Annotated in this window: 23 protein-coding genes and 2 pseudogenes; 10 read left to right on the top strand and 15 right to left on the bottom strand. The window is 43.4% G+C overall.

Annotation, left to right across the window (positions count from 1 at the left end):
* Positions 1-8 precede the first annotated feature (8 nt).
* The 9 genes from rplT to V7K35_RS27185 all read right to left on the bottom strand — a co-directional run bounded on the left by rplT (position 9) and on the right by V7K35_RS27185 (position 4708).
* On the bottom strand, positions 9-365 hold the full coding sequence (gene rplT, locus V7K35_RS27225; protein ID WP_069069781.1) for a 50S ribosomal protein L20: 357 nt from the start codon (positions 363-365) through the stop codon (positions 9-11).
* A 19-nt stretch (positions 366-384) separates the two neighbouring features.
* Positions 385-582, bottom strand: coding sequence for a 50S ribosomal protein L35 (gene rpmI, locus V7K35_RS27220; RefSeq protein WP_335083311.1), 198 nt, complete (start codon positions 580-582; stop codon positions 385-387).
* A 171-nt stretch (positions 583-753) separates the two neighbouring features.
* Positions 754-876: a hypothetical protein gene (locus V7K35_RS27215; RefSeq protein ID WP_335083309.1), complete on the bottom strand. Its 123-nt coding sequence runs from the start codon at positions 874-876 to the stop codon at positions 754-756.
* Between the two features lie 17 nt (positions 877-893).
* Complete coding sequence (locus tag V7K35_RS27210; RefSeq protein WP_335083307.1) at positions 894-1046, bottom strand: ribbon-helix-helix domain-containing protein; 153 nt, start codon at positions 1044-1046, stop codon at positions 894-896.
* 76 nt (positions 1047-1122) lie between these two features.
* Positions 1123-3168: a ribonuclease catalytic domain-containing protein gene (locus V7K35_RS27205; protein ID WP_334794468.1), complete on the bottom strand. Its 2046-nt coding sequence runs from the start codon at positions 3166-3168 to the stop codon at positions 1123-1125.
* Between the two features lie 239 nt (positions 3169-3407).
* Complete coding sequence (rpsR, locus tag V7K35_RS27200) at positions 3408-3623, bottom strand: 30S ribosomal protein S18 (protein ID WP_012411240.1); 216 nt, start codon at positions 3621-3623, stop codon at positions 3408-3410.
* Between the two features lie 2 nt (positions 3624-3625).
* A complete protein-coding gene (gene rpmG, locus V7K35_RS27195; protein ID WP_162397071.1) occupies positions 3626-3820 on the bottom strand; it encodes a 50S ribosomal protein L33 in 195 nt (64 codons plus the stop codon).
* 43 nt (positions 3821-3863) lie between these two features.
* On the bottom strand, positions 3864-4421 hold the full coding sequence (locus tag V7K35_RS27190) for an RDD family protein (RefSeq protein WP_335083305.1): 558 nt from the start codon (positions 4419-4421) through the stop codon (positions 3864-3866).
* A 155-nt stretch (positions 4422-4576) separates the two neighbouring features.
* A complete protein-coding gene (locus tag V7K35_RS27185) occupies positions 4577-4708 on the bottom strand; it encodes a hypothetical protein (RefSeq protein ID WP_335083304.1) in 132 nt (43 codons plus the stop codon).
* Between the two features lie 228 nt (positions 4709-4936).
* Between V7K35_RS27185 and V7K35_RS27180 the strand changes: the two genes are divergently transcribed.
* Complete coding sequence (locus V7K35_RS27180; RefSeq protein WP_335083303.1) at positions 4937-5557, top strand: PEP-CTERM sorting domain-containing protein; 621 nt, start codon at positions 4937-4939, stop codon at positions 5555-5557.
* 185 nt (positions 5558-5742) lie between these two features.
* Positions 5743-7008 (top strand): molybdopterin molybdotransferase MoeA, encoded by a 1266-nt coding sequence (locus V7K35_RS27175; protein WP_335083302.1) that lies wholly within the window; start codon positions 5743-5745, stop codon positions 7006-7008.
* A gap of 229 nt (positions 7009-7237) precedes the next feature.
* On the opposite strand, the gene V7K35_RS27170 is transcribed toward V7K35_RS27175, so the two are convergent.
* Complete coding sequence (locus V7K35_RS27170; protein ID WP_335083301.1) at positions 7238-8470, bottom strand: cysteine desulfurase-like protein; 1233 nt, start codon at positions 8468-8470, stop codon at positions 7238-7240.
* 176 nt (positions 8471-8646) lie between these two features.
* Here V7K35_RS27170 and V7K35_RS27165 point away from each other — a divergent pair, with 176 nt between their 5' ends.
* Positions 8647-8919: a hypothetical protein gene (locus V7K35_RS27165; RefSeq protein WP_335083300.1), complete on the top strand. Its 273-nt coding sequence runs from the start codon at positions 8647-8649 to the stop codon at positions 8917-8919.
* 76 nt (positions 8920-8995) lie between these two features.
* A complete protein-coding gene (locus V7K35_RS27160; RefSeq protein ID WP_335083299.1) occupies positions 8996-11413 on the top strand; it encodes a sucrose synthase in 2418 nt (805 codons plus the stop codon).
* On the opposite strand, the gene V7K35_RS27155 is transcribed toward V7K35_RS27160, so the two are convergent.
* On the bottom strand, positions 11367-11807 hold the full coding sequence (locus V7K35_RS27155) for a hypothetical protein (RefSeq protein ID WP_335083296.1): 441 nt from the start codon (positions 11805-11807) through the stop codon (positions 11367-11369). The genes V7K35_RS27160 and V7K35_RS27155 overlap by 47 nt on opposite strands.
* Positions 11808-11860: 53 nt before the next feature.
* Between V7K35_RS27155 and pgmB the strand changes: the two genes are divergently transcribed.
* The 5 genes and pseudogenes from pgmB to V7K35_RS27130 all read left to right on the top strand — a co-directional run.
* Complete coding sequence (gene pgmB / locus V7K35_RS27150) at positions 11861-14905, top strand: beta-phosphoglucomutase (protein WP_335083294.1); 3045 nt, start codon at positions 11861-11863, stop codon at positions 14903-14905.
* A 779-nt stretch (positions 14906-15684) separates the two neighbouring features.
* Positions 15685-16122, top strand: a complete 438-nt coding sequence (locus tag V7K35_RS27145; RefSeq protein ID WP_335083292.1) for an RrF2 family transcriptional regulator — start codon at positions 15685-15687, stop codon at positions 16120-16122.
* Positions 16123-16192: 70 nt separating this feature from the next.
* Complete coding sequence (locus V7K35_RS27140) at positions 16193-16585, top strand: pentapeptide repeat-containing protein (RefSeq protein WP_335083290.1); 393 nt, start codon at positions 16193-16195, stop codon at positions 16583-16585.
* Between the two features lie 98 nt (positions 16586-16683).
* On the top strand, positions 16684-17172 hold the full coding sequence (locus V7K35_RS27135; protein ID WP_335083601.1) for a DUF2243 domain-containing protein: 489 nt from the start codon (positions 16684-16686) through the stop codon (positions 17170-17172).
* A gap of 221 nt (positions 17173-17393) precedes the next feature.
* A pseudogene (locus V7K35_RS27130) lies at positions 17394-17681 on the top strand (DUF4129 domain-containing protein); the annotation flags it as partial.
* 144 nt (positions 17682-17825) lie between these two features.
* Here V7K35_RS27130 and V7K35_RS27125 read toward each other — a convergent pair.
* Complete coding sequence (locus tag V7K35_RS27125) at positions 17826-19106, bottom strand: aspartate aminotransferase family protein (protein WP_335083288.1); 1281 nt, start codon at positions 19104-19106, stop codon at positions 17826-17828.
* Between the two features lie 524 nt (positions 19107-19630).
* Positions 19631-21418 carry an ABC transporter substrate-binding protein gene (locus V7K35_RS27120; protein ID WP_442939771.1) on the bottom strand — a complete coding sequence of 596 codons (1788 nt, stop codon included), beginning with the start codon at positions 21416-21418 and terminating at the stop codon, positions 19631-19633.
* 269 nt (positions 21419-21687) lie between these two features.
* Here V7K35_RS27120 and V7K35_RS27115 point away from each other — a divergent pair, with 269 nt between their 5' ends.
* Positions 21688-22707 carry a potassium channel family protein gene (locus V7K35_RS27115; RefSeq protein ID WP_335083284.1) on the top strand — a complete coding sequence of 340 codons (1020 nt, stop codon included), beginning with the start codon at positions 21688-21690 and terminating at the stop codon, positions 22705-22707.
* 44 nt (positions 22708-22751) lie between these two features.
* Here the strand turns inward: V7K35_RS27115 and V7K35_RS29860 are convergent.
* A pseudogene (locus V7K35_RS29860) lies at positions 22752-22901 on the bottom strand (heme-dependent oxidative N-demethylase subunit alpha family protein); the annotation flags it as partial.
* Positions 22897-23451, bottom strand: coding sequence for a methylmalonic aciduria and homocystinuria type D protein (locus tag V7K35_RS27105; protein WP_335083280.1), 555 nt, complete (start codon positions 23449-23451; stop codon positions 22897-22899). The gene V7K35_RS27105 and the pseudogene V7K35_RS29860, both read right to left, overlap by 5 nt.
* Positions 23452-23566 lie beyond the last annotated feature (115 nt).

Raw genomic sequence — 23566 nt, 5'->3', positions numbered from 1 at the left:
TGCCACCTTTATCCTTTAGCTTGATTTGCTAGTTCAGCAACTTTGCCGAAGCTAGCTGGATCGAGGACTGCCAATTGCGCCAACATCTTGCGATTTAGTTGGATATCAGCTTTTTTCAAGTTACCGATCAACTGGCTGTAGCTCAAGCCGTGTTGCCTTGAAGCAGCGTTGATGCGGGTGATCCAGAGGCGACGAAAATCGCGCTTTTTCTTTTTGCGATCGCGGTAAGCACTCCGTAGTGCCTTCATCACTTGTTGGTTGGCAGTTCTAAACAGAGTTGAGTGGGAACCGCGAAAACCCTTAGCTAGTTTGAGAATTTTATTGCGGCGCTTCCGAGCTACATTACCGCGTTTTACCCGTGTCATAACTTATTTCCTGAAATACTTACAAATATGGGAGCATCAAGCGCACGTTGAGTTCATCGCGTTCATGTACAAGTCCGCTCTTGGACATGCTACGCTTTTTGTCTGAAGATTTGTGCTCTAAAAGGTGGTTTTTGCCAGCTTTCCGACGGACAATTTTGCCGGTGCCGGTGGCACGGAATCGCTTCGCTGCGGCTTTACGAGTCTTGAGTTTAGGCATGGTATAGCTTTAATTCGACACGATCCATAATTATATACTAATAAAATTGCTTATATGGAAATATAATTTTTTTGTTGAGTCATCGAGCCGCGCCACGATTAAAGCGGGTAATGTAGCTACTAAGTTCTTTCAAATCTAATCTAGCTGAAGGTGCTAAAATACACCTACTGATTATTTAACAGCCTCTATTTGTTGCATTTGAGCTTCAGCGCGTCGGATGTCTTCTTCAATTTCAGCAAATACCTTTTCACCACGTTCGAGTTCTTCAACACCAACTTGGATTTTACCTTTCAACTCTGCTAGACGCTGATCTAGAATGCGACACCGAATAGCCCGCCGCAGGCATCGCGTTCTTCTAGCAATCTTAATGCTTCACCCATCACCTTACTCACTGAGTGGTATTTCTGACTATTAACTTTATCCTTAACCAACTGCTCCAGTTCTGTGGTCAAAGATATATTCACAACTATTACCTGATTCGATTTACTCTATATGCTAACCAACAAAGGTTGGAGCAAGGTTAAAATAATTCGCTGCTGTTTAGGCTTCCTGATAAATTATTTCTTGAAACTGGATCATATCTTTTTGCGGATCGGCGTGGCTAACTTTCACTAATATCTGTTCGCCCAAGTTCACAGAACGTTTGAAAGTCATTGGCAATTGCAAACCCAAATCTTCTAACAAAATTAGTGCCAAGTTGCTGTCTTCCCGCAGCCACATCAACACTGTCACATCCCAAGTTTCCTCTGGATGACGGCGTAAATACTCTAGAGCATAATATCTATTAGTTTGCCGTTCCACCATCGTCACTTCTTGGGTGATACTGGCAACAGTCATCATTACTTCTTTTAGTTGTTCTGCGGAAAATGGCAAAACTTCACCGCGCAAATGAGCTTTCAATTGAAAGTGGGTGAGCAAGTCACTGTAGCGGCGGATGGGAGAGGTTGCTTGGGTGTAGGTATCCAAACCTAAACCAGCATGACGCAAAGGCGTGATGCTCATTTCACTCTTGGGCATACAACGACGCATGGCGCAGGCGCGAACGAATCCAGCCGGAAGTAGGAGCAATTCCTCATCTGGAGGTAATTCCGGTTGCGGCTGACCGCGAAAGGGCAAAGGTATATTATGAGCTTTACCATAACGAGCCGCAACTTCACCGGCAAGAATCATCATTTCTGCTACCAGTTGCCGCGACGGAGAATCGTCCAAAATGTCAATGTTGATCTCGTCACCTTTGACTTTGATCGTCGCTTCCGGCATAGTGATGCTAATTGCCCCTTGGGCGTAACGCCAAGCTTTGCGCCGTTGTGCCCAAGTAGCGATCGCGGCAATTTCCGGTTCTGCTTGTACCCTTAATTGCAGCATTTCATCTACATCTTCGTAGGTGAGGCGATAAGTCGGCTTAATCGAACTGGTATGAATGCTGTAATCTTCTACTGCTCCAGTTGTACCTAAAACAATCCCGAAACTGAGGGCGCAACAAACCCTTCCCTGGATCAGACTCATTGGCCCAGTTGCCAATACCTCTGGGAACATGGGAATCATCCCCGTAGGTAAATAGACTGTACTACCCCGCTTTCTGGCTTCCAAATCTAATTCATCTTCCGGCACTAACCATCTAGTGGGATCGGCAATATGCACCCATAGGCGTTCCCGTCCATCAGCGAGTACTTCCCAACTTAGACCATCGTCGATCTCTGTGGTAGTTTCATCATCAATGGTGTAGACCTTCAAGTGAGTCAGATCCAAACGGTTTGTATCTGAGTCAATCGGCGGGAAATCCAAACGCTGTTGCGCCACTTCTAATACCTTATGAGGAAATTGAATTGGAATTGAAGAACGACGCAGGAACAAGTTTTCATAAGGACTCCAGCAACCCAAATCCACCAATAGTTGAAAGGCTCCTTGGGGTGTTGTGGGTCGTCCCAGCATGGTCATAGTTTCTAATACTGGAGCGCTGGGGGGATAAGCGCGAGCCAAGGAGTCATAATTAACCCCCGTCCGCACGGTGTCAGCTATCAGCGCTGCGTATTTTTCTAGTCCTTCTATGCGTTGGCGATCGTGGCGGCCCCACTCTACCACTTCACCTTTGAGCGCCTGCTCTATACGAGTTAAAAATTCCTGCTGTCCCTTAGCTTTTAGTGCCTCTACTTCCAGCTGGTGCTTCCGTTCTGCCACCTGAGCAGCAGTTCGCGGTTCGTAAGCATCTCCTTTTTGCTTGAAATAAAGTTTGTCGTCTGATAACAAGCAATAGGCGGCGTAACAATGAGGCGCGGCTGATTCTGAAAATAGCAGATTCGCCATTTGGTCTGGGGTGACTGTTTCCCCATCTTCAACTAGTAATTCCCAAGCCACTTCTAAGCTAGATGGATCTAGATAAGGCTTAATCTGTTCCAAAAAGCTGGCAATCTCAGAGGGCTTGTAAGTCTCTTTAGTAACTGTATAAGTTATTTGTTTAGGCGCGAGGCTGTGGGATTGACCACGTTCGTCTACCACAAACCAGCGGGTTTTTCCGTCTGGACGTTCTACGATGCCCAGACGGCGATCGCCTTGAACCCTAAATTCAACTAACGTCCCCTTCTCCACAACTCTCGCACTCTAATAATTTTAGATTTTAGTCGCACCTTTGGTGCGCTGGAAGCGCAACTTGGATTTTGGATTTCATAACTGGTATTAAATCCTTAAATCCAACCATTTTTTATCCAGCAATTCATTTTACACTCTCTTCTTCAGATTTGAGATTTTGGTCTTAGTAAAGATAAAGCCAAATGTTTATTTAAATACAGCTTCTCTTTCTAATCCAAAATCCAAAATCCAAAATTGCTCTAGCCTTCCGCGTTGATAAATGGCAACAAAGCCACAATCCGCGAACGTTTAATTGCTAATGTCAACTCTCGCTGTTGCTGAGATGTCAGCCCAGTAATCCGACGTGGCAGTATTTTACCCCGCTCGGTGACAAACTTACGCAATAAATCAACATCTTTATAATCGATTGGTTCTCCTGGCTTGATCGGAGAAAGACGACGACGGAAATAACTCATCTCTATTTAATTTCCTTGTGAACAGTATGTTTGTTGCAGTGGGTGCAGAACTTTTTCAGTTCTAGCCGATTTGTAGTGTTGCGGCGATTCTTGGTACTGGTATAACGTGAAACACCAGCAGAACGCTTATCTAAATTTGTCCGACACTCGGTACACTCTAGTGTCACAATTATGCGGGCACCTTTACTCTTAGCCATAATCTTACAAACAGTGAAGCCTGAAGAGAATTAACACAAATGACTATCTTCTCACATTCCGCCGCATATTTTCAACTAATCTTTTGACTTTTATATCGAGCGAGTAGCCACGACGCGACGAAACTATGAAAGTTCCGCAGTAGCGATCGTGTAAAGCCTGCCGCATTTTGGCATCATAGAAGGCAGTCCCACAATCGATTGCTAAGGGAAGTATTAGCAGTATAGCAGTGGGATTGGCTCTAATATTGCTCAGAGCAATTGACATTAAAAGGGCACCCAAGCCGATGATTGCCTCTCGCTTCAGCAGTGAGGGCAAATCTGGAATTCTGCCCATCACTTGCCCATCTTCGACTGACAACACCTTTAAATCGAACGCCCAACGCCCTAAACTTTGCCCTTGATTGTTGTATACCAGTAGCACCCGCAAAACTAGCCAAAGTATTACGAAAACTAAGATTTCAACAAATTGAATACCGATATCGCTGCCTCCCAGTAGCGAACTGACTAACCAGACACCAAGGAAATCAAGTCCCAATGCCATACCTCGCCGCCCAATACCAGCCTTGGGATAGTGTTTTTGGGGAACTCGTTCGATTGTCATACAAAATAGGTATTTTTATTTAGGGGTTGGGGAATAATGATTGCTCCTGTTTTTTATATTAAGATGATGACTTGGCTAGTTGCTGCGCTGTAAACGAACAAAAACCAGCCAACATAAATTTGTGCAACTGCCAACTGCACGACTCAAGAATAGGATTAAGCAGCTATAGCGATTCTCATCCCCTGCCGATTCGCCTTTGGCGTTCTCGTAGAATAGCCGCTACGCGTCATAGATGCAAGATACAGTAGGGGCGTACTGCTAACTTCCCCAGAATGACTTATAGCCATTTTTAATCCCGTGAGGTACAGGTATGCAAACAGACCTAACCCCCTAACCCCCTTCCCGAAGCGGGAAGGGGGAAAATTCAAAGCCTCTCTCCTCTTAGGAGAGAGGTTTGGAGAGAGGTCAAAATTGTGCCTCACTGGGTCGAGAACTGCTATAAGCTTTAATTCTGTTTTTGGGAAATATTATATTGTTATAGAAACTTAATTTTAATTAATTTGGAAGTTGTATCCATGAAACATATGTTTACTAAAACAGCTTTTAGGATAGTGACGACTACTAGTTTAATGTTAGCGATCGCCATAACCACTAACGACCTAGCTCATGCTGCTGAGTTCAATTTTAACTGGAAAGGAGACACTGGTTATTCAGCTAAAGGTTCATTTAACTACGATACAACAACTGCTCCAAGCGTCATTTCTGAAACAGGTTTAGGGGCTACGAAGAACTTGCAGTCTCTCTCAATTTCTTTCTTTGATCCATTAAATACTTTCATAAATAGTCTCACTCCAGTGGTTAGTGGTATATCTAACTACAGCTATTTGAGATTCAACTTTGATAATACTGCCCAGCAAATCTTTGGCCCCTTTGATGTTGGCAAGGATAATAACCTTTCTGGTGACACATGGCTTAATAATAATCTCGCACTCATAGATGAAAACTTTAGTAATCAGGTTCTAGCTAAAGAATTTCATTTGATCAACAGAGATGCACCAGACAAAGAGCAAATATTAGATTTAAGTAACAATTCAGTCCAGGTATCCAAAGTCCCCGAAGGAAGCATAATTATAGGTTTACTAGCAGTGTGTAGTTTGGGATTTGCCCTCAAGCAGAAAAAAGCTAGCACAGCTTGACGTAAATCCAGCTATTATCACAATTAACCAGACTTGGGGATTTTGCCCCTTGTCTTAAAGGTAGGTATTCTGACTTTTGCACAGAAAGTGAAAAGTTAAATCAATTTTGGAAAGGTGCGACTAAAATCTAAAATTGATCAGTGTTACTTTACAGAAATTAAGGTAAAAAGTCGGAGGCGATCGCTATGTTATCAGTCAGCGATGCACAAGCAATTATTTTAAATTTAGTCCAGCCGTTGGATGATCAACGGGATACAGAAGTTGTCGATTTATTGGCAGCCCATAGTCGGATTTTAGCAACACCTGTCACCAGTCCGTTAGATTTTCCCCATTGGGATAATTCGGCAATGGATGGCTACGCAGTTCGTTATCAAGATGTACAGCACTCTAGCAGCGAACAACCAGCCGTTTTAGAAATTGTTGAAAATATTCCGGCTGGGTATCAGCCCAAGTCTACGATTCAACTAGGGCAAGCCGCGCGGATTTTCACGGGTGCAGTGATCCCAGCAGGTGCGGATACTGTAGTCATGCAAGAGAATACACGTCGGGAAGAAAACCGCGTATTTATTCTGGCTGCACCAAAATCGCAAGAATCTGTCAGATACAAAGCATCTTTTTATCAAGCTGGAACACAACTACTACCAGCAGGAATTAAGTTAAATGCCCCAGAAATTGCCGTATTAGCCGCAGCACAATGTTCGCAATTAAGTGTTTACCGTCGTCCGCGTGTGGCAATTTTTTCGACTGGTGATGAACTGATGACAGTTGAGAAACAGCTGCAACCAGGGCAAATTGTGGATTCTAATCAGTATACACTGGCAGCTTTGGTAAAACAGAGTGGGGCAGAACCGTTAATTTTAGGTATTGTGAAGGATGATCCAGTTGCCCTTGAGAAAGTCATTGCCCATGCCATTGCGATCGCTGATATAGTTCTCTCTTCTGGTGGTGTCTCAGTGGGAGATTATGATTATGTTGACAAAATTCTAGACTCATTAGAAGCAAAAATCCACATTCAAGCTGTGGAGATGAGGCCAGGGAAACCCCTTACCGTCGCCACTTTCCCCAGTAGAGACGCAATTAATCGCGTCTCTACCCGTTCAGCCCTTTATTTTGGTTTACCAGGAAACCCTGGGGCTGTATTGGTAACTTTTTGGCGGTTTGTGCTACCAGCAATCAAGAAACTTTCGGGAATTACTGAAGGTTGGGAACCAGTATTTTTGAAAGTGCGATCGCATGATGAGTTGCGATCGGATGGCAAGCGTGAAACTTACCTTTGGGGTAAATTGCATTTAATTGATGGAGTTTACGAATTTCACAAAGCTGCTGGTAGTCACAGTTCCGGCAATTTAATTAATTTAGCTCAAACCAATGCTTTGGCTGTTGTGCCGGTGGGTAAAACATTAATTTCTCCAGAAGAAGAGGTGCAAGTTTTGCAGCTTGTTAACGGGTAAGTAGGTCAAAATAATACAGCACTTTGAAAGTAAATTATACCGCTCTCCAACCCTCTCCTTGCCAAGGGGAGGGTGCGCGACAGCGCGGGTGGGGTATTTTTGTACTTCATCAAGTTTAAACAGGACTTACGCACGGGTTATGAAAGAACCAACCACTCCAGACACAGAGTACACGGAGGAATGAGAGTTTGAGAGGTTTTTTGCGTAAGTCCCATTAAATCTGCTGTAGTTAAAATATCTGCTCAAAACCTTCAATCAAGCTGTTAACTTCCTCAAGGGTATTGTAATGCACCATACTTACCCGGACTATTCCACCTTGCGATGCTAACCCCAAGTATTCAATCAGCCGTTTAGCATAAAAGTCCCCGTAGCGAATCCCAATATAATGTTGGTCAATTTTTGCCGGAATGGTTGAGCTATTTATTCCATCTACTACAAAAGATATAGTTGGTACACGAAATCGGCGATCAGCTTTTGATTGACCAATTACTCGCACATTAGACTTACTGTTGAGGTAGTTTAGGAGGCGATCGCTAATCTTTTCTTCATGGATGCTTATTAAATCAAAGGCTTGCACCATTTGATTTCTCAAATCAGGTGCAGTTTGATTGCCGTAGTGCAGTTGTGCTAACTCACTTAAATAATCACATAATCCTAACATTCCATAACTTAATTCAAAATTGACATTCCCTAATTGAAATTTATAAGGTATATCTGTCTGTTCAATAAAATAATGGTTCCAACCAGGCAATTTTAATAAATGTTCTTCTTTACCATAAAGTAAGGCATGATGTGGCCCATAGACTTTATAAAAACTTAAAGTATAGAAATCAACATCTAAATCTTGGACATCAATTAATCTGTGGGGTGCATAAGCTACACCATCTACACAAATCATCGCGTTGCGATCGTGGACAAATTCAGCAATTTCTTTGATCGGGTTGATGGTTCCCAGAACATTAGAAGCATGAGTTAAAGCTACTAGTTTGGTGCGCTCACTCATCAAAAGTTCTAAATCTGCTAAATTAAGTTCTAAGGTGTCTGGGCGAATTTCCCACACTTTAACCTTCATTCCTTGTTTTTCAAGAGCAACCCAAGCACCAATATTGGCCTCATGGTCACAATTAGTAACAATAATTTCATCACCAGGCGTGAAAGTTTGACTCAGAGAAATTGAGAGAACTTTCAACATCATTGTAGTAGATGGACCCATGACCACTTCTTTAAAAGAATTGGCGTTAATCAAGGTAGCCATTCCCTTAGTTGCTCCCGTTAATCGTTCTCCTGCAAGTTCAGAAACCGCATAAGAAGCTCCTAACTGGACATCAGAACTTAAAAGAAATTCGCTAATTCTATCTACTACTTTTTTTAGAGTTTGTGATCCGCCAGCATTATCAAAAAAAGTCCATTCACCAGCTAAGGCGGGAAAATATTGGCGAACTTTATCAAGATTCAGGAGCATAGTATAAGTTTTTTAGAGAATGTTCTTTACCCTAGCCTACCTTTTGGCGAGTCGCCCAGAGAGCATCTACATTCTCTTTTGGTGTTTATAGTTTGTTTTGCCAGCCTTCTTGCTCTGCAATAATCTCTCTAGAGGGGGTATACTTCGGAACCCAATTAATTTACTTAGCTGAAATCATGTTATTAATTGTCAGAAAGATTAATCATGAGTTAGCGATCGCTAGACAAATTAGACCTCTTGCAAAAGTCCCTAACACCCCTCCCCAAAGCATCGGGGAGGGGAGACAAAGCGTAGCTTTGGCGGGGTGGGGTTCTTATTTTCGATTTATCCAAGAAGTCTATTACACTACACCTCCTACTTCCCTACTCCCTAATCCTATAAATTTGAAGTCTTCGCAGCATTTCATCCCAGAGTTAGATGCGAGAGGTTTTCACGGTTATATATCATGACAGACGGAAATGTGCCTCACAAGACTGAAGACAAAAATGAGGTCGTGACCTAGCTAAAGTACTGGAATTCGTCATCATGCATGAACTAGTTCAAGCTGTCTTCAACAGTGATGAAAAAACTGCTCTACATCAGTTTATTTATGCGTTGAATGCTTCAGGTAAGCATTACTTCCTAAGAAATGAGATTTTGCTCCTCTTTGCCGATTACTGTCATCAATCTCAAAAGCCAGCCTATTTTTACTACTCTTCTTCTGTTGGCAAGCTGATCCAGTATACCCACGAAATAATTCTCGAAGAGGAAAGTACCTGGTTCGTGGTTCGACCTAAGATTGCTAACCAACAAGTTTGGCATCTGACAGCCGATTTTAATAGTTTCGAGCAGATCACACCTCAAGCCCTGCTAGATGTAAGAGATCGCTTAGTCAACCGCTACCAACACCACATTCTCGAAATTGACCTCCACCCCTTTTATGAGGGTTCCCCAAGAATCGATGACCCCAGAAGTATTGGTCAAGGTTTAGCCTTCCTGAACCGTTACCTGTGCAGTCAATTGTTGACTGACCCCCAATATTGGTTAGAAACATTATTTCAAGCATTACATAGACTGGAATACGATGGTATTCGCCTACTGTTGAACGATCGCATTCCCTCCGGTATTCAGTTAGCTAAACAAATCAAGCAAGCGCTCAAATTCCTGAGTCAGCTTGAGCCTCATGAACCCTATGAAAAATTCCGCTTTGACTTCCAAGAATTCGGCTTTGAGCCTGGTTGGGGTAACACTGCGGCGCGAGTTTCCCAAACCCTAGAACTCCTCGACCGACTCATTTTCTCTCCAGAACCTGGCATCTTAGAAACATTTGTCGCCCGTGTCCCCGCTGTCTTTCGCGTCGTCCTTATTTCCATCCACGGCTGGGTTGGACAGGAAGATGTTTTAGGAAGAGATGAAACACTCGGTCAAGTTATCTACGTCCTCGAACAAGCTCGCAGCTTAGAAAACAAACTGCGTGAAGAAATCAAACTCGCTGGACTGGATCTGCTGGGCATTAAGCCACACGTGATTATTCTTACCCGGCTAATCCCTAACTGTGAAGAGACATTTTGCGACCTGCGTTTAGAAAAAGTCCAAGATACTGAAAATGCTTGGATATTGCGCGTTCCTTTTGGGGAATTTAATCCCGAAGTTACTAACAATTGGATTTCTAAATTTGAGATTTGGCCCTATTTAGAAACATTTGCTCTAGATGCAGAAAAAGAATTACTAACTCAATTCAAAGGCAAACCTAATCTGATTGTTGGGAACTACAGCGATGGTAACTTAGTAGCCTTTCTTTTATCTCGCCGGATGAAAGTTACCCAGTGCAACATTGCCCATTCTTTGGACAAACCTAAATATCTATTTAGTAATTTATATTGGCAAGATTTAGAAGACCAATATCACTTCTCGGTTCAATTCACCGCCGATTTAATCAGCATGAATGCAGCTGACTTCATCATCACATCGTCTTACCAAGAAATTGTCGGCACACCCGACACCATAGGTCAATACGAGTCGTACAAGTGGTTTACGATGCCACAGTTGTATCATGTGGTTGATGGGATTGATTTGTTTAGTCCTAAATTCAACTTGGTGCCACCGGGAGTAAATGAGAATATTTTCTTTCCCTATAGCCAAAAAGAAGACCGAGATATTAACCTCAGCACCCAAATTCACGACTTACTCTTTATCCACGAAGATCCCCAAATATTAGGTCACTTAGAGAACCTTAATAAGCGACCAATCTTTGCTGCTGCTTCGGTCACTTCAATCAAAAATCTCACTGGGTTAGTTGAATGCTTTGGTCAAAGTCAGCCGTTGCAAAAGCATTGTAACCTGATCCTCTTAAGTGGTAAACTGCATCCACATGAAGCTACCAACCCAGAAGAAGCAGAAGAAATCCAAAAACTTCACGACATCATTGATCAATATGATCTCTATGGTAATATTCGCTGGATAGGGATGCGTATCCCGACCCGCGACCTCGGCGAAGCTTACCGGGTAGTTGCAGACTCTCAGGGAATTTATGTCCATTTTGCTCTCTTTGAATCCTTCGGGCGGAGCATTTTGGAAGCGATGATTTCCGGCTTGCCAACTTTTGCAACTCAATTTGGTGGCTCTTTAGAAATAATCGAAAACCAAGAGAATGGATTTAATGTTAATCCTACAGACTTAGAAGGAACAGCGAAGAAAATTTTAGACTTCGTTGAGCAATGCGATACTCATCCTGAACATTGGCACGAAGTCTCAGAACGGATGAGTCAGCGAATTCATAATAAATATAATTGGCATTTACATAGCAATCAATTACTACTACTAGCTAAAATGTTTAGTTTCTGGAACTTTGTTGCTCCAGAAAATAACGAAGCTAGAGATCGCTATATGGAAGCCTTATTTCATCTCATTTATAAACCTAGAGCCGAAAAGATTTTGGAAAAGCACATGGGGCATAGTGCTTAGGGAATGGGGAGTAGGGGATGAGAGGACAAGGGGATGAGGGGACAAGGGGACAAAGGGAATTAGAGACTGGTTCATCTACCTCGGAACTCCGTTCATCCACCTCGGAACTTGGTTCATCCACCTCGGAACTCGGTTCATCCACCTCGGAACTCGGTTCATCCACCTCGGAACTTGGTTCATCCACCTCGGAACTCGGTTCATCCACCTCGGAACTCGGTTCATCCACCTCGGAACTCCGTTCATCTACCTCGGAACTCGGTTCATCTACCTCGGAACTCGGTTCATCTACCTCGGAACTCGGTTCATCCACCTCGGAACTCCGTTCATCTACCTCGGAACTCCGTTCATCCACCTCGGAACTCCGTTCATCCACCTCGGAACTCCGTTCATCCACCTTTAATACTCGTTCATCTCTCTCAAAGACTCAAAATCCCCACTCCCCACTTTATGCAAACAAAAGGTCGTTCTCGCCATTTTATCTACACAGACTGGATATTAATCGAAACCCAGTTTGACCCTGAGCAATTGCAATCCAAAGAAACCGTTTTTACAATCGGCAATGGATACTTGGGAACAAGGGGCAGTTTTGAGGAAGGGCATCCTCATGCATTGCCGGCTACTTTCATCAACGGTGTCTATGACGATGTGCCAGTGGTGTACACTGAACTGGTAAATTGCCCAGACTGGCTACCCTTGGTAGTAATTGTGAATGGCGATCGCTTCCGTCTCGATCAAGGTGAGATATTAAGCTATGATCGCCAACTCGACCTCCGTCAAGGACTACTCATCCGTACCTTGCGTTGGCGTTCTCCGAGTGGGAACACCATAGATATCCATTTTGAACGCTTTGCTAGTCTTGCAGATCCGCACGTGTTGGCGCTACGCTGCAAAATAACGCCAGTAGATTTTGATGGGTTAATTGAAGTTCAAGCTAGCATTAACGGCTATCCAGAAAATCAGGGTTTCAATCACTGGGAAGGACTGGATCAGGGCAAGACAAACCAAGGAATCTGGTTGCAACGCCGCACCCGCAACTCCCGAATTGAACTTGGTATGGCAGCTAAGGTAACAATATCTGGCACTGAAGCATCTTTGCAAGTCAGTACCGCACCTGGTTATCCTACCTTGAGTACGACCTACCAGGCTAAAGCGCAACAGAGCGTAACAGTAGAAAAAATCGTCACAGTTTTTACCTCGCGGGAGATTGAAACACCAGTCCCAGCAGCTCAAGAAAAACTTGCACATCTGCCAGACTATGCAACATTAGAAAAAGCCAATCTACAGGCATGGGATGAGGTTTGGCAACAAAGTGACATTCTCATTGAAGGGGATAGCACAGCTACTTTTGCTGTTCGCTACAATCTGTTTCAGCTGCTGATTGCTGGCCCACAGCATGATGATCGGGTGAGTATTCCTGCTAAAACCCTTTCGGGGTTTGGTTATCGCGGTCATATCTTTTGGGATACAGAAATTTTTATGCTGCCCCTATTTCTATTTACCCAACCAGCGATCGCCCACAACTTACTCACTTACCGCTGGCACACCTTACCAGGAGCGCAACGCAAGGCAGCCCATTACGGGTATAAAGGGGCAATGTATGCCTGGGAAAGTGCAGATACCGGAGATGAAGTGACACCACGTTGGGCACTCGAAAGTGATTTTTATGGTGAAGATGTGCGGATTTGGTGCCGCGATCGCGAAATTCATATCAATGCAGATATCCCCTACGGCATCTGGAACTACTGGCAAGCCACTGGTGATGATGAGTGGATGCAAAAGTGCGGCGCAGAGGTGATCTTGGATGCCGCCATTTTTTGGGGTAGTCGCGTGGAATTCAATCCTGAGCAGGAAAAGTATGAAATTCGAGGAGTGATCGGAGCGGATGAATACCATGAATTAGTTCACAACAACGCCTTTACAAACCGGATGGCGCAATGGCATTTAGAGAAAGCGATCGCAGTCTATGATTGGTTGGTTGACAAATTCCCCGAACGAGCCACCGAACTAGAACAGAAATTAAAACTTACCCCAGAAGAGCGATCGCATTGGCAAGATATTATCGCCAAAATATTGTTTTTCTATGACCCATCAACAGAATTAATTGAGCAGATCGAGGGATTTTTCCAATTGGAAGATATTAACTTAGCAGAATATGAACCACGCGATCGCTCCATGCAACCGATCTTGGGTATGGATAAAACCAACAAATCTCAAGTACTCAAGCAGCCAGACGTATTGATGCTGCTTTATTTAATGCGGGAATCAGCAGATTTTCCCTACAACAAAAAAGCATTGCAGACAAACTGGGACTACTACGCACCCCGTACCGACATTACCTATGGTTCGTCCCTTGGGCCAGCAGTTCACGCCATCTTAGCTTCCGATTTGGGCAAATCAACGGAAGCTTACGAACAGTTTATGCACGCGTCAATGGTGGATCTTGAAGATAACCGAGGTAACACCAAAGATGGAATTCATGGCGCTACTGCTGGTGGCGTTTGGCAAGCTGTAATTTTTGGATTCGGTGGCATCCAACTAACCGAAAACGGCCCCGTAGCCAATCCCCATCTGCCCCCAGGCTGGACACGCCTGAAGTTTAAACTGCACTGGCGCGGGAAATGGCACGAGTTCGATCTCCGTCCGGGACAAGTTGCCCAGGATATAACTAATCAACTAAAATCTCTCCAACTTTCCCTTTCTGCAAATCCCCCAAATCTCCGTTCAGAAGTTTCTGAACACCAGGCTGATTCTCCTGCTTCATCCCCGCCAGTTGCCAATCCCCAATCCCAGAGCGAAGCAACCTATAACCTCAACATCCAAGGATTCATCTTCGACTTAGATGGTGTGCTAACAGATACAGCAGAACTTCATTATCTAGGTTGGCAGAAGTTAGCAGATGAAGAGGGTATACCGTTTAATCGGGAGGCTAACGAAGCGTTGCGGGGTGTATCCCGTCGTGCTTCTCTGATGCTGATTCTTAAAGATAGACCGTATTCGGAAGCACAAATCGAGGAGATGATGGAGCGCAAGAATCGCTATTATGTGGAATTGATGCAAAAGATGACGCCCCAGGATTTGTTACCAGGTGCGATCGCCTTCTTGGATGAACTGCGGCAAGCTGGGATTAAAATCGGTATTGGTTCAGGTAGTAAAAATGCCCGCACAGTGATCGAGCGACTGGGCATTGCTGATAAAATAGATGCGATCGCTGACGGTTATAGTGTACAGGAACCCAAGCCAGCACCCGACCTGTTTCTGTATGCAGCCAAGCAACTAGGACTCGAACCAGAGCAATCTGTAGTTGTAGAAGATGCCGCAGCAGGCGTTGAAGCGGCTCTAGCTGCTGGTATGTGGGCAGTAGGACTCGGCCCCGCTGAACGAGTTGGAGCCGCTCACATTGTATTGCCCAGCCTAGCAGGGGTCAAATGGGCAGATTTAAGAGCCAAATTAAGCAACATTGCCAGACAAAAGGATTTAGGAACTTCCAAATAAAATTTGTTGAAAGTCCATAAACAAGTCAATAAAGAGGCAGAGGAGTGGAGTTAAGTAGTAGTGCAAAATTAAATATACATTTGTCATTGCCGAAGCAAAGCGAAATGTTAGCCTTACTGCCTTTCTCAAGACAGGAGACGCTCTTACGTTCGCGTATCCTACGGCAGGTGTTCCCGCAGGGTAGCAATTCACTTGCGGTTTGGGATTGCTCTGCTAGATTCCATTTTGCTCGCAATGACATAAATAATTTTGCGTAACCACTTATGATCTGCGTCCTTTGAGTATCAAAGAACTCGTTAACGGAGTTCTAAGCCTGATTAATGAGTATTAGAGCTTGTTTGAAAAGTGGTTAACTGTGATTTTAATTGCGTTGTTACCCCCCTTAGTCCCCCCGATATATTGGGGGGAAACAAGAAAAATCCGGTTCCCTCACGCCACATGCTTCAAGTCGGGCATTGCCCGCCCAACGCAGTGGCTCCCCAATATATCGGGGAGGGTTAGGGAGGGGTAAAAAAATATTTTATACATCATTATGGACTTTTCAAACATCCTCTTAAACACTAGTTAAACTCTTAAACTCAAAAGACGGTAAAATAATCAATCACTTTTATTTATCGAATTAAAAGTAAAAAATAGTTGCTTCTATCCTTGAAGGTCTTTAAAGTAGAGTTAGCCTGTCAACAATAAGTTAATTGTAAAGTTTTTCTTAACAGTAAGGTTAGGGAAACCAACTCAAGGACTTTGTATCTTTAAAAATATGACTTTAAAATATTACGCCTGTGGTAATCTCTAACAAATCAGAATACGCACTTCTAGCCCTGTTAGAGTTGGCAACCTGCTACCCTAACGGTGAAGCCCTACAAATTCGAGAGATAGCGGCATTGCAAGACATACCGAACCGCTATTTGGAACAACTCCTGGCAACATTAAGGCGTGGAGGTTTAATTAAAAGTATCCGCGGAGCCAAAGGTGGCTATGTTCTGGCACGAGATCCTGGTAAGATTACAGTGTTTGATGCTTTTAGCTGCATGGAAGGGTCAGATATTGCTGTCTCTGATTGTGAGCCGACTCCTAACACGGTAGAAGGTGAACTAATTCAGGAAGTCTGGCAGGAAGCACGTCAGGCTGCTAACTCCGTTTTGGAAAAATATACACTCCAAGACCTTTGTGATCGAAGATCAACCCGCAAGCAGAAGGAACTCATGTATTACATTTAGGAAGGATGAAGTGGGAGAATTTTCATCCTTAATATCAAAGAAATAACAAGATAACCCGTGAGGCTGTTATATGCCTGAAGTCAATTCTCAACAGCCGATAAATAGTGCCGCTACTCTTGTAGAGAGTTATGCAGCCGGAAAACGAGATTTTAGTAAAGCAGAACTGGGTGATGCTGATTTGCAAAGCATTAACTTGAAAGGATCTGATCTCAGTTATGCTGACTTGAGTGAAGCTAACCTGAGTGGTGCTAGTTTGAAAGGAACTGACCTGAGCTTTGCCGATCTAAGTCAAGCTAATCTGAAGGATACTGATCTTAGGGGAGCATTATTAATGTCAGCGAATCTGTGCCAAGCTGAACTTAAAGGAGCAAACCTGAAAAAAGCAGACTATGATCGCAACACCCATTTTCCTCAAGATTTCGACCCAGTGAAAGCGGGTATGCAGATTAAATTTGAAAATTGATTAATTTAAGTTGAATGATCGTATATACCTCAAGATAGAAGATTTTTCTCCCAAAAGATGTTGTATTTTGGTAAGAAACCCTATCTATGAGGTTGACAATGGAGGCAAAAAGTGAAACCTTCTACCGACGCGCACCGCTAATTAGTGCTGGAATTTGTCTTGGTGTGGGTCTTGGAGGATTTCTTGATGGAATTTTAATACATCAGCTCCTCCAGTGGCATCATATGCTCAGTAGCATTCGGCCTCTGACAAACATAGCGAATATAGATTTGAACATGGTATGGGATGGGTTATTTCATGCCTTTGATTGGGTATTCACTGTGGTAGGACTTGTGTTGCTATGGCGTGCAGGAGGGCGTGATGATGTTCCTTGGTCATCACAAACCTTTATTGGCTCACTAATAATTGGGGCTGGGTTGTTTGACTTCGTTGAAGGTCTAATTGACCACCAAATTCTCGGTATCCATCATGTCAAACCAGGCCCAAATCAGTTAGTTTGGGATCTAGGATTTCTTGCATTCGGTGCGCTACTTATTGTTATCGGCTCGATAGTGATAAAAAAAGAGTCAATAGTCAATAGTCAATAGTCACGGGGCATTAGGAAATTCAATTTTGGATTTTGGATTGATTATTTTAGATTAAATTTCAATCCAAAATCTAAAATCTAAAATTATTACTCCCCACCCCCTCCTATGCCTACAGATACTTTTGAAAAAACGGCGTTGCTGAATCATAGAATGATTTTGCCCAATTTGGAACGGATTTTTAATGGTTTCAACCGCTAATTCATCCCGTATTTATGCAACGCCTGTTAGAGCGATCGCCAGAATTTTCCCGTCAGGGGAACTACCGTGAAGCTTGCCGTTGTGTGTATTTAGCGATGTTGCAGCAGTTGGATGAAAACACCATCGCACCCCACAAACTCAGCCGCACAGATGGATAATATCTGCAATTGCTGCGATCGTCTGTGACTCCTATACAGCCTTATGAAACTTTAATTACCACACACGAGCAATTATGTTTTGGTAATGCCGGGATTTTACTAGACAATTATCAGCAGTGTCGGCAAGCTTATCGGGAAATTTCCCCAGAATGAAGAGGGACGCAGGGACGTAAAGATTAAACTCGTTCCCATGCAGAGCATGGGAATGCCTATTTAGAGGCTCTGCCGCCAAAGACTAGAGGCATAGCCTCCCTAAACCCATTCCTTGGCTCTGCCAAGGAACGAGAGGTTAATATTTTATTTTGTAGCGATCGCGATCGCCTTTTCCACAGCTTCCAAGGCAGTGTTTACTTCCGCCTCTGTGACAATCAGTGGTGGCACAAATCGGACTACTTTTGGCCCGGCTGGTACCAGCAATACGCCCTCGTTGATGGCAGCATTGACGACATCGGCTGCGGTTAGCCCAATGTCGCTCCGCAACTCCAAACCGTTGATTAAACCCCATCCCCGAACTTCCCCAATCTGCTGAGGATATTTTGCTGCGATCGCCCTCAATCCACTTCGCAATTGTTCACCCCTATCTTGCACATTCTGCAAAATATTTTCCCGTTCTAATGTTTGGCAAACACTGAGTGCTACACCACACACAAAAGGATTTCCGCCAAAAGTACTGGCGTGTTCCCCTGGTTGAAAAACATCGCAGAATTTCTTGCTCATCATTGCGCCGATGGGAATACCACCACCTAAGCCTTTGGCACTGGTGAAGATATCCGGTTCAACGCCGAGATGTTCGTAAGCCCATAATTTGCCACTGCGCCCCATACCAACTTGCACTTCATCAAAAATCAATAAAATGCCAGTTTCGTCGCAAATCTGCCGCAGCTTTTTGAAATAGGCAATATCTCCCGGACGCACACCGCCTTCTCCCTGCAATGGCTCGATCAAAATCGCTGCTACCCGATAATCACCTTCATCTAACTCGCTAATCGCCACTTCCACAGCGTTAATATCGTTGTAATTTACGTAGTGGAAACCAGGAACCAAAGGATCAAAATATTTTTGATACTTCGGTTGTGCAGTAGCGGTAATCGTCGCCAAAGTCCGTCCGTGGAAACTGGCATTGGCGGTTAGAATAATCGGTTTTTCAATGTCTAATACTGTGTGGGCATATTTCCGCGCCAGTTTAATTGCGGCTTCGTTAGCTTCAGCTCCAGAGTTGCAGAAAAATACGCGATCGGCACAGGAATGATCAACGATCCATTTTGCCAATTCACCTTGCTCAGGAATGTAGTACAAATTAGAGACATGGTGCAGCTTTTGGATTTGGCGTGTCACCGCTTCTACCATAGCTGGGTGGGCGTGTCCTAAAGTACAAGTGGCAATTCCCGCTACAAAGTCCAGATATTCTCGCCCCTGTGTATCCCAAACCCGGCATCCAGCACCCCGTTCTAGGGCTAAAGGAAACCGGGCGTAGGTAGACATAACAGCTTCATTAAAGCTATCTGCATCAAAGGGACTGGATGCTGACCCTGAATCTGGGGGGATGGTGGCTTGGTCAACGAGAGTTTGTAGGCTCACTACCGCTCCTCCTGAAAGTTTTTCATTATATAGTTATTTACTAGTTTCCTAGAAATCCCTAAAAAATACTTTTTATTTAGTACAACTTGTACTCCCTTTTAGGCTAACGCTTATATAACCTCAAACGCTTGGCGGTGGTGAAAAAAAACTTTGTACTCAACACTTGAGCAATAGGCAGTTTGCGTAGGTGCAGCCTGTCATAGGTATCGCAAGTCTTAGGTGGAGTCCAGTCGAGGGGTTTTCTTACTGATGTCCAAGCCTGACTCGTTGTTAGTCTGCGGTTTTGATGGCGCTAATACACATGAGGAAATTCCCCTTGCTGTGTGCGGGAAAACCACAAGGGAGCTAAGTACAGCATTTCATTAATTCGTAGCGAATTAAATTTGGCAATTCCTTGCAATGTCAATGTATCAAGATGCACAGAATATTAAACGAACCGCCAAGTACGCCAAGAGCGCCAAGAATAGAGAGTTACTTATTTAGTGCAGCTTCACATTAAATTGGTATTAAATCTCTGGTTGGAATTATTTTTCTGTGATTTTCAGTTCATCAATATTCCATAAAGTTTCTCCTAAAGCAGAAAACTTGATGGGATTGACACGTTCACGCACCGCCTCAAACGAGATTGGATTCACAAGGCAGAATATCGGCAACTGTTCCGCAACGATTTGCTGAAATCTGTCATAAATCGCCTTACGCTTGCTCTGATCTAGTTCTTTAAATCCGGCGTAAAAAAGACTGTCAATTTCTCTCTCCCATTCAGAAACTACCCATCCTTGCAATGGGGGTTTTCCTGGTAGAGCACCTTGGTTGAATTGATGAAATGAGCCTTGACTAGTCCAAAATAAAGATAGAAGATTAGGTTCAACATCTGCACCGTCAACACCAAACGCACCGACATAACAATCCCAATCTCGACGAGAGAGTAGCTTTTGCAATACTATGTTAAAACTGACTACCTGCATATCTGCTTTGATACCAATTTGACTGAGGTCTTGTTGGATTTGAACTGCGGCATCGATTCTTGATTGCTCTTCTGATTTTACTAAGAGATTGAATTGCACCCGATTTCCATCTTGGTCTAATAGTTCTTTTTGGGAGTTGTACCTAAAACCAGCCTCTAACAACATCTGCCTAGCTCTCTGGGGATTATAATCATAAACTTTTAACCCTGCTGCTGGGGACAAGTAATAGGGGCTTTGAATAGCAATTGGCGAATGTTGTATTTCACCTAAACCGCGATAGATATTAGTTTTAATTCGATTGCGGTCAATGGCATAGGCAACTGCTTGTCTAAAAACTAAGTTATTAAACCACCGAGATTTGATCGGGTCTATAAAAGGCTTACCTTTAGGATTGCGAGCTCGGTTGAGATTGAAACCCATAAGGCTAAAACCCTCAGTCGGCCCACCATTGTAAATAATGAATTTTCCTCGCTTTTCCTCTTTCTTGAGTAACCCAAATACTGCTGGTGTCACATTCAAAGTATCCAGTTCCCCTGAGCGAAATCTCACTAACTGATTTTCTGTAGAAGAAATAATTTGCCAGACAATCCGTTGAATATAAGGCTGAGGATTTCTTTGAATATCTTTGCGCCAGTAATAGGGGTTGCGTCGTAAAATTACCCGTTCAGCAGGAATATAGCTTTCTATTTGGTAAGGGCCATTGCAAATGATTTTTTGCGGATCAGTATTGGTTCCCCACATTGAGAGAAACTGAGGATTACCATTGGCATCATTGGATAGTACAGAGGCACGCAAGGCATGAGCTGGCAAAATTGCTAGTTTTTCGGCGTATCTCAAAAAAGGGGCAAAAGGTTCCACAAAAGTAAACTCAACTCGCAGCTCATCTAGTTTCTGCACTGACGGGAAAGTTTCTGTGTTGCCAATACGCAAAAAATCTCTATATAAAGTGGGAATTTTTTTGTTCAGATAAATGTCCCGATAGGTAAAGACTACATCATCTGCTGTGAGAGGTTCACCATCTGACCATTTCAACCCTGTTTTTAAAGTAAAAATAATTCGCTTTTGATCAGCAGATATTGACCAAGATTCTGCCAGTGCTGGCTCCAACTTGGTAGTTATAATATTCTCATCGAGCAATCCCTTATAAATTAAAGAAAAAACACTATATGGAGAATCATTAACCGCAAAGTTAAAAGTAGTCGGGTCACTTAGCGAAACTAGAACTAATTGAGCTACCTGAGATGCTTTGCTTTTCATCTGTGTCGGGTGACAACTTGTAAGCAAGAAACAACAACATAGCAGCAAACCAATTATCAAATTCAGAGGTCGAACAACAGCAGCAATCATCTCTAGTTATTTACCTTGCAGCTACTATCTACACAGTACAGTATGGTGATTGATCAGCACTAGAACAATGTCAGTAGCCTGAAAAATTCTGCGTTAGCGTACTCCTACGGGGATCTTGCTACGCAAAGCGTCTCGTAGAGAGTTTAAATGTACTAAAAAGGACGAATGCTATAAAGTTAGTATAAAACTAAAAAAAGTAGGCTAAAAGTACTATTGTTACGTCATTCTCAACACTTGAGCAAAAATATCAACGTATCCAAAAGGAATTAATGGCTGGGGCGATCGCTCTCGGCGGTGTTTTCGTCATTGGCACTTTGTGGTATTGGTTAGTGGAGGGCTGGTCATGGGAAGACGCGGCTTACATGACAGTCATCACTTTAGCGACTGTGGGATATGGAGAGATCCACCCAATGGGTAGCCGAGGACGGTTGTTTACAATTGCCCTAATTTTGTTGGGTGTAATGAATATCGGTTACATTGTCAACAGATTTACAGAAGCGATTATTCAAGGCTACTTTCAAGAAGGAATTCGGCTACAACAGCAGAGGCGGTTAATGGAATCTCTATCAGAACATTACATCATCTGTGGATTTAGTCGGACTGGTCGTCAAATTGCCAAGGAATTTCGGGCAGAAGGCGTACTTTTTGTAGTGATTGATTCGGAGATGGAATCTATACAAAGGGCGCAGATGGAAGGTTACACGGCATACCAAGGTGACGCTACCCTAGATGACACACTTTTAAAAGTTGGTATTGAAAGAGCGACTTGTATCGTTGCAGCCCTTCCTTCAGATGCCGAAAATTTATATATTGTGTTATCAGCAAAAACACTAAATACAGGAATTCGAGCGATCGCCCGCGCAAGTACAGAAGAAGCTTTGCAGAAGTTACAACGCGGTGGTGCAGATGAAGTGATATCCCCCTATATTACTGGTGGGAAGCGCATGGCTGCTGCGGCTCTCAGACCCCAAGTATTGGACTTTGTAGACGGGATTTTGACAGGTGCAGACCGCCAATTGTATATGGAAGAATTTTTACTCGATCCGATTTTTTGTCCCTTCGTCGGTCAAACTTTACAAAAAGCGAGATTGCGATCGCAAACTGGGGCATTAGTTCTGGCAATTCGCCGCCTTGATGGGACTTTAATCGGTGGCCCTACTGGTGATACAGTTTTAATGTCAGGAGATCGGCTAATTGGCATGGGTACAGCTGAACAGTTGCGTGACCTTAACCAAATTCTCGGCCCAATTGGTTCTCAGAAATTGCGTAAACCTAAGAATAATAACTGATAAGTACTTAGGTGATTTCTAAGATAAAAAGCCAAGCCAGGTGTCATCCCAGATGCGATCGCATCCCCTCGCCGATTAATTTTTTCCATACCTGCCACAAGTGCATGTATCGTAGCAAAGTCTTTACCAATTTTCTCCTCAGCTGACCAGTGGTTAGGATAGCAGAGATGAACTGCACTCAGCCAGTTTTTACCAAATTTCTTTCCACCCATGCATACCTGCTATACCTTTTGTAACCCATTCGATCGCAATTGGGGGAGCTTCTGATATCAAAATGCTAGGATAAACTGCTGCACCCCAGTCGGGATGCACTAGAATACGGCATTGATTTTTAATCACTGGATAGTTGAGCAAAGCTTTGACAACTGCTGTGTCATCATGGGGAATTGCTCCGGGATGAGACAGTAAAGGATAGCCTGTACGAGGATCGATCAAGTCTGTTAAATAGCCGCGATCGCGCAGATTAAATGCTAAATCGCAGCCAAATCTCATAAACTTTTCTCGCAAGCGTTCTTTCTCTGTCTCTACTTCTGCTGTCTTTTCGACTAGTTGATAACGCGATTGCTGTAAGACAATCACTACTCGTAAAAATGGCTGCCGTTTCCAATCTGGTAATATCCGTTCGCAGTTGGCACAGATATATTGACTGGGAGCATGAATTGAAATTTGAACCGCTTGTCCCCTTTCGTCAACTAAATTAATGGGACAGGCTTGCTCCGAAGTGTAAACTCTGGGATAGTTCACTAAATTGATTCGGTTTTGGCAAATTTTTTAATTGAATCTCCGGTATAGATGATAACTCTTAAAAGTTCCAAAAAATCATCAATTTTCTTTAATATATTACTTTTTTTGGAAGCAG

Source organism: Nostoc sp. (assembly GCF_036917275.1).
GTDB lineage: Bacteria > Cyanobacteriota > Cyanobacteriia > Cyanobacteriales > Nostocaceae > Nostoc.
The sequence above is the reverse complement of the archived record's forward strand: the minus strand, read 5'-3'. Positions and strand labels throughout refer to the sequence as shown.